Source organism: Aeromonas sp. EERV15, from assembly GCF_900079845.1.
GTDB classification, from domain to species: Bacteria; Pseudomonadota; Gammaproteobacteria; order Enterobacterales; family Aeromonadaceae; genus Aeromonas; species Aeromonas sobria.
The window spans coordinates 189,214-200,700 of record NZ_FKKY02000007.1; the positions used below are offsets into that span (position 1 = coordinate 189,214).

General features: G+C 58.2%; 10 protein-coding genes. 3 read left to right on the forward strand and 7 right to left on the reverse strand.

What is annotated here, in order from left to right; genetic code table 11:
* Positions 1–5: 5 nt before the first annotated feature.
* From BN4575_RS08385 to BN4575_RS08410, 7 genes are all read right to left on the reverse strand, one after another.
* Entirely contained in the window at positions 6–1,931 is a 1,926-nt protein-coding gene (locus tag BN4575_RS08385; RefSeq protein WP_068977846.1) for a HAMP domain-containing methyl-accepting chemotaxis protein, read from the reverse strand.
* A gap of 10 nt (positions 1,932–1,941) precedes the next feature.
* Complete coding sequence (locus tag BN4575_RS08390; protein WP_068977847.1) at positions 1,942–4,152, reverse strand: chemotaxis protein CheA; 2,211 nt, start codon at positions 4,150–4,152, stop codon at positions 1,942–1,944.
* 22 nt (positions 4,153–4,174) lie between these two features.
* Positions 4,175–4,501: an STAS domain-containing protein gene (locus tag BN4575_RS08395; protein WP_068977848.1), complete on the reverse strand. Its 327-nt coding sequence runs from the start codon at positions 4,499–4,501 to the stop codon at positions 4,175–4,177.
* 13 nt (positions 4,502–4,514) lie between these two features.
* Positions 4,515–4,883, reverse strand: coding sequence for a response regulator (locus BN4575_RS08400; RefSeq protein WP_068977849.1), 369 nt, complete (start codon positions 4,881–4,883; stop codon positions 4,515–4,517).
* A gap of 9 nt (positions 4,884–4,892) precedes the next feature.
* Positions 4,893–5,768, reverse strand: coding sequence for a methyl-accepting chemotaxis protein (locus BN4575_RS08405; protein ID WP_368664536.1), 876 nt, complete (start codon positions 5,766–5,768; stop codon positions 4,893–4,895).
* A 28-nt stretch (positions 5,769–5,796) separates the two neighbouring features.
* Complete coding sequence (locus tag BN4575_RS22615; protein WP_368664537.1) at positions 5,797–6,072, reverse strand: c-type cytochrome; 276 nt, start codon at positions 6,070–6,072, stop codon at positions 5,797–5,799.
* A gap of 297 nt (positions 6,073–6,369) precedes the next feature.
* Positions 6,370–7,458, reverse strand: coding sequence for a ketoacyl-ACP synthase III (locus tag BN4575_RS08410; protein ID WP_068977851.1), 1,089 nt, complete (start codon positions 7,456–7,458; stop codon positions 6,370–6,372).
* A gap of 225 nt (positions 7,459–7,683) precedes the next feature.
* Between BN4575_RS08410 and BN4575_RS08415 the strand changes: the two genes are divergently transcribed.
* From BN4575_RS08415 to BN4575_RS08425, 3 genes are all read left to right on the forward strand, one after another.
* Positions 7,684–8,625 carry a LysR family transcriptional regulator gene (locus BN4575_RS08415; RefSeq protein WP_068977852.1) on the forward strand — a complete coding sequence of 314 codons (942 nt, stop codon included), beginning with the start codon at positions 7,684–7,686 and terminating at the stop codon, positions 8,623–8,625.
* Positions 8,626–8,752: 127 nt separating this feature from the next.
* The gene (locus tag BN4575_RS08420) at positions 8,753–9,361 is read left to right on the forward strand and encodes a LysE family translocator (RefSeq protein ID WP_068977853.1); all 609 of its coding nucleotides are present in this window, start codon (positions 8,753–8,755) and stop codon (positions 9,359–9,361) included.
* A 143-nt stretch (positions 9,362–9,504) separates the two neighbouring features.
* Positions 9,505–11,364, forward strand: coding sequence for a peptidase U32 family protein (locus BN4575_RS08425; RefSeq protein WP_068977854.1), 1,860 nt, complete (start codon positions 9,505–9,507; stop codon positions 11,362–11,364).
* Positions 11,365–11,487: the final 123 nt, after the last annotated feature.

Below are 11,487 nucleotides of genomic sequence, written 5' to 3' on the forward strand. Positions count from 1 at the left end.
TCCGGTTAGAAACGGACAAAATCCGCTTCAGCAATGGCATGGGATGATGGTTGATTGGGCTGACTGGCCCGTTGTGGCGGTGCGATGAAACTGCCTCTGGGAGGAATCCCCTTGTGGCCAGTTTCATGGGGCCTGGAGTTGAGTTGCACACTTTTTTCCAGAGCGAAGAAGGCCATGGTTTGCTGCAGTTCGCTGGCTTGCGAGCTCATCTCTTCGGCGGTGGCCGCCAGCTCCTCGCTACTGGCCGCATTCTGTTGTGTCACCTGATTGAGCTGGTTCATAGCCTGACTGATCTGGTTGGCGGCACTGGCCTGCTCGCCCGAAGCGGCATTGATCTCTTGTACCAGATCAGAGGTTTTGCGAATGGAGGGGACGATCCTCTCCAGCAGGTTGCCGGCCCGCTCTGCCTTGCTGACGCTGTCGGAGGAGAGCTCGCCAATCTCTTGCGCCGCGATCTGGCTGCGCTCTGCCAGTTTTCTCACCTCGGCGGCAACCACCGCGAAGCCTTTGCCATGTTCTCCGGCGCGAGCTGCCTCGATGGCAGCATTGAGCGCAAGCAGGTTGGTCTGGTAGGCGATGTCATCGATGATGCTGACTTTTTTGGCGATCTGCTGCATGGCGGTAACCGTCTGTTGTACGGATTGGCCCCCTTCGGTGGCCTCCAGCACCGAGTTGCTGGCCATGCTGTCGGTGATCTTGGCGTTCTCGGTGTTCTGGTTGATGCTGGCACTCATCTGCTCGATAGAGGCGCTGGTCTCCTCGACACTGGCCGCTTGCTCGCTGGTGGCCTGACTCAATGCCTGCGCCGTATTGCTCACCTGATTGGAGGCGTTGGTCAGGTTGTCGGCGGCATTACGTACCTCTTCGATGATATTGGTTAGCGCAGTGATGGTCTGGTTGAGACCATCTTTGGTCTGGCCAAAAATACCGGGGTAGGGCTCATCGATCCGCTGGGTCAGATCCCCCTTGGAGAGCGCGGTGGCGATGCGCATCACATCTTCCAGGCTGGTATCTGTCACATTGGAGAGGCGATTCAGTAGCTCGGATACCCGCTTGATATAGCCCTGGCGATCCTCCAGTGCAATCTTGTGGCTGAAGTCTCCCTGCTCGACGGCGGCAGTGACCAAGGTCTCGATATCCGTGATCAAGGCCCCCAGTTTTTTGACCATGTTGTCCATCGCCATCAGGAGCTGACCTGCCTCGTCGTTAGATTCGATCTTGATTGATACATCCAGATTGCCCTCGGCCAGGCTATTGGCCACGCGCAGGGCCTGCTCTATAGGGGTGATGATGCTCTTGATCAACATGGCGCCAAACCAGGCAGCGAGCACTATGCCAACCGCGACGACCACCGCCATGGTTATCAGCATCACGTCATACCAGGATTGCGCTGCGGTATATTCCGACTTGGCCACGTTGAGCTGCAGGTTGACCAGCTCGGTGATTTTGTTGCCTATCGGGTCGATGGAACCATACAGAGTGCCGTCAAAATTGCTCAGCATGCCGGCAATCATGCCGTGCTGGGTGGCGAGGAATTTCTCCAGTTTGCCAATATCGGTATCGGCCGAGTTGAACAGGGTGGTCGCCTCGGCTGACAAGCGCTGCTCATCCGGGGTGAGGGTGGTGGACTGGTAGTTATGCCACTCGTTCTTGATCGTCTGTTGGGCCTGTTTAATCTGGGTCAGGGCCTCTTCTGCCGGGATCAGCCCCGCATTGGCCTTGTTGAGGTTGTCGATGATAGACACGGCATAGCTGTCGGAGATGGTCTTCAGCTGCTTGAGGGGAACCACCCTGTCGTTGTAAACACGCTGCAACCCGGTGTTGCTGCTCTGCATGTTGTATAACCCGAGGCTGCCAACGGCCAGCAGCAGCAGGCAGAGCATGCAGAGCAGCACGATGAGACGCAATTTGATGGTGGAGTTTTTGAACATGATGGTCCCCTCAGTTGATGCTGGATTGAGGCAGGTTGCGCGATACTGTCAACCTGTTGAGTTGACTGGATTCTTGAGTTATCGCGTGCTGGATCAGCGAGGGAATGTCGAGGATCAGGGCGACCTCTCCTCCCCCCAGAATGGTTGAACCACTGATGCCTTGCAGGCGCTGGAACAATTTCCCCAACGGCTTGATGACGGTCTGGAATTCTCCCAGCAGTTCATCCACCACCAGTCCGGATTTTTTGCCTGCATGGCTGACCACGACAATGTTCTCGCGCCGCCCCTTGCTGCCATTGGTATCGAAGTAGTGTTGCAGGCGGATAAAGGGCAGCACCTCGCCACGCAAATTGATGTAATTACGCCCCTGGGTATCGGCCAGTGCACTCTGGGTCAATTCAACGCATTCGATCACCATATCAAGCGGAATGACATAGTGGGTGTCGCAGACCCGCACCAAAAAGCCGTCGATGATGGCAAGGGTAAGCGGCAGGCGGATCTGCACGCGGGTTCCTTTTCCCGGGATGCTGTCCAGATCGACCGTGCCGCGCAGGGCAGTTATGTTGCGTTTGACTACATCCATGCCTACCCCGCGACCGGAGAGGTTGGTGACTGCCTCCGCGGTGGAGAACCCCGGCTCGAAGATCAGGTTGTATATCTCCTGATCCGTCAGCGTGGTGGTGGTGTTGATCAGACCACGCTCGATGGCCTTTTGCTGGATCCTGGCTTTGTTGAGACCGGCACCGTCATCCCGAATTTCGATGACGATACTGTTGGAGTCGTGATAGGCGTTGAGATTCAGGGTGCCGCGGGGGGATTTGCCTGCCAGCAGCCGTTGTTCTGCCGATTCGATTCCGTGATCCATCGAGTTTCTGACCAGATGCATCAGTGGGTCACCGATCTTCTCTACCACCGACTTGTCCAGTTCGGTCTCGGCTCCGGAGATCACCAAGGTGATATCCTTGTTGAGCTCTTGGCTGACATCGCGCACCACCCGTTGGAAGCGGTTGAAGGTATCGCCGATAGGCACCATCCGCAGGCGCAGGGCACTGTCGCGGATCTCTTCAACCAGCATGGCGATGACCGAGGTGGCTTCCTGCAGCTGGCTCTCTCGGGTGCGCTGGGCTAACAGGTTGGCCCCTGAACTGGCGACCACCAGCTCTCCGACAAGATTGATCAGATCATCCAGCTTGTCGGCATGCACCCTGACGTAACGACCCTCTTTACTCTTGCTCTCCTTGGTCTGGTTCTGTTTTTTTAGTGCTGCATCGACCACGGCTTCGTTGACGGCACCCTGCGCAATCAGGATCTCCCCGAGTTTGGGCGCTTGCTCTGCCGGGGTTGCTTGTTGTGCCTGCAGACCGTTGGCCAGCTCCTCTGCTGTCAGGGCTCCGGTGTTGACCAGCAACTGCCCCAGCATGGCGTTATCTTCCGGCAGTGACTCGATCAGGTTGATGAACTCGGCGATCTTGCTGTGGGGTGGCAAAATGGTGATTTGGCAGTCATCTCTGACAAATTCAAAAACATCGCTGATGGCCGCTTTGTCTGCTTGCGAGTCGAAGTCTATCTCGTAGCCGAGGTAGCAATTTTCCGGATCGAACAGTTCCCAATCCGGTAGCACCTGATGGATGGTCTCCATCGAGCAGATGCTACCTAGGGTGCCGAGATAGCGCAGAAACGCGGCCGGATCCATGCCGTTGCGCAGCACATCGGGGCCAAAACGCAGGGAGATATGCCACAAGGAGGCTGAGCTGGTAATGCCTCCCTCTTTTTCGATCTTGGGTTCCTGCGTATGTACCGTATCTGGCAGTGTGGCATGGGGGATGCACTGGTGACGGGTGAGGGCGAGCCTCAGCCGTTCATCCTGACTGGCATCGTTTTCGCTCAGCGCGTCGCCCTGTTCTGCAACGACGCTGATCAGCATCTGGATGTGGTCGCAGCTTTCCAGCAAGTCCTTGATCAGCACGGAGGTGACGGTGAGCTGCTGATTGCGGATCTGGTCGAGCAGATCTTCGACGATGTGGGTAAACCCGACGATTGGCTGCAGACCAAACAGGCCAGCCGACCCCTTGATGGTATGGGCTGCACGGAAGATAGCGCCAATCAGCTCGCTATTGTCAGGGTCAGCCTCCAGTGAGAGCAGAGCTGACTCCATCTCTTCGAGCAACTCCCGTGCCTCGGCGATATAGGTCTGTAAAGCCTGATCAAGATCTATGCTCACGGTGACTCCTTGTCATGGTGGCTCAATGCCGTTCGCCATGGGTGATGAGGGTAGGGTCGCCAAAAAAGGCCGAGAGCTGGCACAGCTCCAGCAGCTCCAGCACAACATTGCTGTGCCAGACCAGCGCGAGGGAGGAACCCTGCTGCAGTGCGGTTTTCTTGGCGGCCAGCAGCAATTGCAGCCCGGCGCTGTCTATCTCGGATACCGCGGCCAGATTCAGCTCCAGTTCGCGCCCCTGATGCAGCAAGGGCGAGAGGGCATCTTTCAGCTCGCTGACCGTATAGATGGTGATCTCGTCCGGCATGGTCACCATCACCTTGTTGTCGAGTAGCTCACTCTGTAGTTGCATGATGCGCTCCGGATCAGGGCATGATGAGCTTGGCGACGGCGGCCAGCATCTGCTCGGGCTGGAAGGGTTTGACCACCCAGGCTTTGGCTCCTGCGGCTTGTCCTTCCTGCTTCTTGCTGTCTTGCGACTCGGTGGTCAGCATGATGACGGGGGTGAATTTGTAGCTGGCCAGCTTTTTGGCCTCTTTGACGAAGGTGATGCCATCCATGTTCGGCATGTTGACGTCACTGATGATCAGGTTGATCTTCTTGCCATCAAGCTTCTTGAGCGCATCTTTGCCGTCGTTCGCCTCCATTACTTCATAACCTGCTCCCTTGAGGGTCATGCCTACGACTTGGCGAATGGTAGCCGAGTCATCCACGATCAGGATCGTTTTGCCCATATCTCTCTCCTAGAAAAATGTGATGTCGGCGCTGCTTGGCTGCGCTTTGACAGAACGGGTGGTGCGACCATGGTGAATATTGCGTTGTTCGTCGGTGGCGTATGAGAGCTCCATCTCTGCCAGCCAGCGATTGGCATCGATCTGGATTGGCCCCCCTGCCTGGTTGTTCTGCTCGGAAGTAACCAGGTGGCTGGAGAGGCTCTCCATGTTTTGTCTGACGTGGCTGAGGATCTGGCTGACTCTGTCTTGAAATTGCAGCGAGACAATGACATTGGAGATTTCGAGGTGGATCTCCGTGCTCTCGTTTTGCAGCAGGGACGCCGATTCCGCCAGGCTATCGGTGGCATGACGAAAACGCGTCAGCACTTGCTCTATGGTCTGTTCCGAATTGAGCGCCGAGGCGTGATCCCGAGCCGCCGCATTTTCGGCAATCTGGAAAGCACGGCCGATAGCAGTGTTGATGGTATCGACCTTGTCGGTCATCTTCTGGGCGGTCTCGCTGGAGAGGCGCGAGAGGTTGCGAACCTCATCGGCGACCACGGCAAAGCCACGACCGGCTTCGCCAGCGCGAGCGGCTTCAATGGCGGCGTTGAGGGCCAGCAGGTTGGTCTGGGAGGCGATTTTGGCCACATCCATGGCCATGGTGTTGAGCTCTATGGTGTAGGTGGTCAGGCTCTTGATTTCGGCCAGCATGGCATCACGGTTTGCCTGGGCAGAGTGCAGAATGGCAACCACCTCATTGAGCTGTTGTTGGCTCTCGCTCAAGACCCCGGCCATGCCACGGGAATTGGCGTCCCCCAGCTCACCTGCTGCCAGATGGGAGGCATTGACCGCCTCTTCCAGCTTGCTGGCCAAGCCGCTGAAGCGTTGGGTCAGGTCAATCATTGCCGCTTCGGTCTGTTGGCGAGAGTTTTCAATCTGTTGTGACCAGATGGGCAGTGCTTTCTCGCACACCTGTTCGAGCCCGACGATGGAGCGGGCGAGGGTATTGGTTGTGACGGGCTCTTCCCGCTCGGTACTGTTTCGTTGCAAGTGTCGGTGGAAGTGGCTGGATGCCCAGAGGGCGGCTGCAATGGCAACCAGCACATTGATCAGCAGATAGAGAGGTGACAGCGCATCGGCGAGTTGCAACAACAGGCAGCTCAGCAGAGCAAGCCCTATGCAGCAAATCCAGCAAACCGGTTCCCAAAGCGGTGTGTTCACGCCACTTTTGTGTTGTGCCATACGTAGCTTATCCCTGTGCAAGTATCTGGTAAGAGGTCAAGGAGCGGGACTGCGAGAGTCATGGTGTCCCTTGAAGCTCTTTTCTTTATTTATAGTTGGCTCAGTAAGGTTAGCGGAAAAAAATAAATTGGCTGCAAATCGGATTTGTTTGTATCAGCGATAGCGGTATCGGGGGGAGCGAAGGGGATGACAGGGACTTGGTCAGAGAGCGGCGGGCAAGTGAGGAGAGAAGGAGCCTGAGAGTTCAGGCTCCTGATGAGGATCAGGCCTGATTGAGGTGGGCCTTCTTGCATCCTTCAACGGCGTGGGCAATCAGCTCCAGCGCGCTCTTGTCGCAGGGGGGGAGTTCGGCATCGCACTGGTTGATGGGGGTGACGCGATCACCCCATTTGATGATGGCTGCGCCCCAGGTCAGGCCTGCTCCGAAGGCTGCGGTCAGCAGATAGGAGTTCGGCTTGACACGGCCCTGCTCCAGCGCCTCGCACAGGGCGATAGGGACGGTGGCGGCGGAGGTGTTGCCGTAGTTTTCGATGTTGACCATCACCTTGTCCATGGGGGCATTCATCCGCTTGGCCAGGGTCTCAATGATGCGAACATTGGCCTGATGGGGCACGATGAGATCGATCTGCTCAGGGGTAATACCGGCCTGGGTGAGTGCGCTTGTGGTAGCCTCGCCCATCCCGCGCACCGCGCGCTTGAAAATCTCCTGGCCTTCAAAGTTGAAGGTAAATAGACCGTCGATATCGGCAAAACGCACCCGATCGGTACCAAAGTTCGGTACGTGCAGGATCTCTCGCGCTTCGCTGTCACAGCCGAGTTTGTTGGCAATCAGGCCACACTCCTGCTCGCTTGCCTCGATCACCACTGCCCCCGCGCCATCACCAAACAGCACGGCGGTATCGCGGCGGGTCCAATCCAGCAGGTAAGTCAGACGCTCGGCACCGATCACCAGCACCTTCTTCATCATGCCGCTTTGTACCAGGGATGTGCCGACCGACAGCGCGTAGACAAATCCGGTACAGGCGGCATTGAGGTCGAACACGGCGGCGTTGATGGCCCCCAGTTTCTGCTGTACCGCAGAGGCTGCGTTGGGCGCGAGGGTATCCGGGGTTGCTGTCGCCAGTATGATGCAGTCGATATCGGTGGCCTCAAGTCCGGCACAGGCCAAAGCCCGGCGACTGGCCAGGGTGGCGAGATCCGAGGTGCTGACGTGGGAGATCCGGCGGGCCTTGATGCCGGTACGCGGATAGATCCACTCGTCTGACGTATCCATGATGGTGCTGAGGTCATCGTTGGTCAGCACGGAGGGAGGCAGGCATTTGCCCCAGCCGGTGATATTGGCGTATTTCATCTTGTTACCGCTTCTCAAAGTGGATCGCCCGCGGGCGGAAAATCGTGCAATTATGCCGTACGAGACAACCACTGTCATCTTGTGGTCATGGCTATGCGCAGGGCGAGCGGTAGCGCCATCTGGCCAGAAAGGGCTGCAAGGTGCTGAACATGGTAGGAAATTTTGCTTAAAACGCGGGACCCGCCTGCCCTAAGATAGGCGTTTCTCCACCGATGAGGGTATCCCTTGCTCAGAGCCAATCTCAACTTGCTGCCCACCCTCAAGGTACTGCTGGAAACTCGCAATATCAGCCGCGCCGCCGAGCTGTTGCACCTGAGCCAGCCCTCCATCAGCAAGCAGCTTGCCCAACTGCGCAGCGAGTTTGGCGACGAGTTGCTGGTGCGGGAGGGGCAACGCTGGCTGCTGACGCCACGGGCCGAACTGCTGGCCGCCCAGCTGGCGGATTCTCTCGGGGCGCTGGAGCGGCTCTACGAGGCGCCCGAGTTTGACCCGAGCCGCTGCGAACGGGTGTTTCGGCTCGCCTCCTCTGATTATGTGGCCCAGCATATCCTGCCCGATATCTGCGCCGCGCTCGCCAAAGAGGCGCCGTTGGCGGCGCTGGAGTACAGCCTGTGGGACAAGCGTCAGCTGCTGCAGTTGTGGCAGTCGGATCTGGATCTGGTCTCTACCATTACCGAGCTGGTGCCGGACCAGATCCGTGGTCTGCATCAGGGGGAAGATCGGCTGGCTGTGCTGATGGGACGTCACCACCCGCTGGCGGGCAAGGCGTTGAGTCTCGATGACTATCTCGCCTGGCCTCACTTGCAGGTGAGTGGCGGTGGCGACAAGGACAGCCCGGTGGAACAGGTGTTGGCGCCACAGGGACTGAGTCGGCGCTGGTTTGCCAAGGTTCCCTTCTTTCAGGCGGCGGTGGAGGTGTTGCTGCGCACCGATTGCCTGATGACCACCCCGGCCCATATCGCCTGGCAGCTCTCTTGCGGCCATGGGCTCACCTTTGTCGATCTACCGTTTGCTACCCGCGATCAGCAGTATCATCTGCTGTGGCATCAGCGCCACCATCAGGATCCGGCTCACCGCTGGTTTCGTGAGTTGGCCTACCCCTTCCTGCGGGATCACTTGCAGCGCACCGTCGGCGAGAGTCGCAAGCAGCTCGATCACACAGGTTAGCCCCAGTCAGTTGTGTGGCACTATAGCCATTAGCTATGGAATCTATTCATAACTTTCACTACTGGCATAATGGTTCAACCCGTACCCTGAGTGCAGGTCATCATATCGAGCACAAAAGAGGGAAAGCATGGAACTGACGAGTTGGCTGGCACTGGCCGCAATCTGCGTGATGGGTGCCATCAGCCCGGGGCCGAGTCTGGCGCTAATCATCCGCAACACGGTGCAGGGCGGGCAGGGGCATGGCGTCGCCACTGCGCTCGGTCACGGCCTCGGGGTTGGTATCTATGCGCTGGTCACCGCGCTCGGCCTCTCCATTTTGATCACCCAGACCCCGATCCTGTTTGACGTGATTCGCTATGGCGGCGCCGCATTTCTTGCCTGGCTCGGGGTGAAAGCCCTGCTGGCCAAACCAGCCAGTAGTGAAGCGAATGAAGAGGTACACCAGCTGCGCGGTCGGCAGGGGGCCTTTGAAGGCTTTATGGTGGCCTTCCTCAATCCCCAGCTGGCAGTGTTCTTTATCGCCCTGTTCAGCCAGTTTGTGCGGGCCGATACCGGCTGGAGTGAGGGGGGCATCATGATGCTTACCGCTGGCGGGATCGATGCCGTCTGGTACGTGCTGGTGGCGCTGGTGCTCTCTCGTGGCCCCGTACTGGCGTGGCTTAAAGCCAAATCCTTCGTGATCGACAAGGTGAGCGGCCTGGTGCTGCTTGGGTTGGCCTTGAAGGTGGTGCTTTAGTCCTCTTGTGGACGATTTGCTGCTGGCACTCAAGGTGGTCATCTAATCCTGTATTTTGCGGATACCTTAAGCAGGATCAAGGCAGGCGGGTGGTGAATGGGCTAGAGTAGCGGCCATTTGCTGTCCGCCCTGATCCCGAGACCATGCACCAGAACAAGCACCCTTTAAGCCACAACAACCGGTTGGAGCTGCTGGCTCCGGCCAAGAACCTCGCCTACGGCATCGAAGCCATCAACCATGGCGCCGATGCCGTCTACATGGGCGGCCCTGCCTTTGGTGCTCGCAGTGCGGCGGGCAACTCCCTCGAAGATATCGAAGCGCTGGCGCGTCACGCCCACCGTTTCGGTGCCCAGGTCTTTGTTGCCTTCAATACCTTGCTGCACGATCACGAGCTGGAGCAGGCCCAGCGCCTGACCCACCAAATTTACGAAGCCGGTGCCGATGCGCTTATCGTGCAGGATATGGGACTGCTGGCGCTGGATTTGCCTCCCATCGCGCTTCATGCCAGTACCCAGACCGACAACCGCACGCCGGAGAAGGTGAAGTTTCTGCAGGATGTGGGCTTCTCTCAGGTGGTGCTGGCGCGCGAGCTGTCCCTTGCGCAGATCCGCGAGATCAGCGCGGCCACCAATGTGCAGCTGGAGTTTTTTATCCACGGCGCGCTCTGCGTCTCCTACAGCGGCCAGTGCAACATCAGCCACGCCCGTACCGGCCGCAGCGCCAACCGCGGTGAATGTGCCCAGCTTTGCCGTCTGCCCTGCTCGCTGCAAAAGCCGGATGGTGAAGTGCTGGTGGCCGACAGCCACCTGTTGTCACTCAAGGATATGGATCAGACCGACAATCTGGAGGCGCTGATCGCCGCAGGCATTCGCTCGTTCAAGATTGAAGGGCGCCTCAAGGGGCTCGACTACGTCAAGAACGTCACCGCCTGGTATCGCAAGAAGCTTGACGCCATTCTCGACAGTCGCAGCGATCTGGTGGCCGCTTCGGCGGGTCGTTGCAGCTACAGCTTTGAGCCGGATCCGAAAAAGAGCTTCAATCGTGGCTCTACCGACTACTTCCTCAATGGCCGCCAGCAGGGGATCGACTCCACCAAGAGCCCGAAATATGTGGGTGAGCCGCTGGGTCGCGTTACCAAGGTGACCAAGGATGGCATCGAGATCGACGGCAAGCAGGTGACCCTCAACAACGGCGACGGTCTGGGCTTCTTCAAGCCGAACAACGAGCTGGTGGGGATGCGCCTCAACAAGGTCGAAGGTAAGCAGTTACTCCTGTCAGAATCCATGTCGGGGCTGAAAGTAGGCACCGAGCTCTACCGTAACCATGATCAGGCGTTCAGCAAGATGCTGGAGAAGGCCAGTGCGGATCGTCGCATCCGGGTCGATATGGAGCTCTCTGAGTGTGATGAGGGCCTGTGCCTTACCCTCACCGATGAGCAGGGCATCAGCGCTGCGGTGACCCTGCCTTGTGACAAACAGCCTGCCGACAACCCGGAGCGGGCGCTGCAACAGGCGCGTGACCAGCTCGGCAAGCTCGGCAATACCCTGTTTATGGCGCGCAAGATTGAGTTGGCATTCACTCACCCGCTATTTATCGCCACATCACAGCTCAACGGTTTGCGCCGGGATGGCATCGCTGCGCTGGAGGCCGCACGGGTGGCCAGTTATCAGCGCCCCGATCGACGCATCGCCCTGCGGGATATCAGCTATCCCCAGCACCGTCTCTCCTACCTTGGCAATGTGCTTAACAGCGCGGCCGAGCAGTTCTTCCGCGAACACGGGGTGGAGCGTATTGCTCCCGCCTATGAGGCGAACAAAGAGGAAGGGGAAGTGGTGCTGATGATCACCAAGCACTGCATTCGTTACAGCCAGAACCTCTGCCCGAAAGAGGTGCCCGGTCTCAAGGCCGAGCCGCTGGAGCTCAAGATGGGTAAGGACACCTTCCGCCTGCGTTTTGACTGCAACCGCTGCGAAATGCATGTGATGGGGAGTTTGAAGCGCTAAATAACTGATCCTAATAGTGCTACACCTTCGCTGTGCCATAGCCATTCCCGGGGAAAGGAGACACGGTATCCATGAAGTGTTTCACTCGAGCCAGCAGGTTGGCCATCCCTCTGCATTGATGAT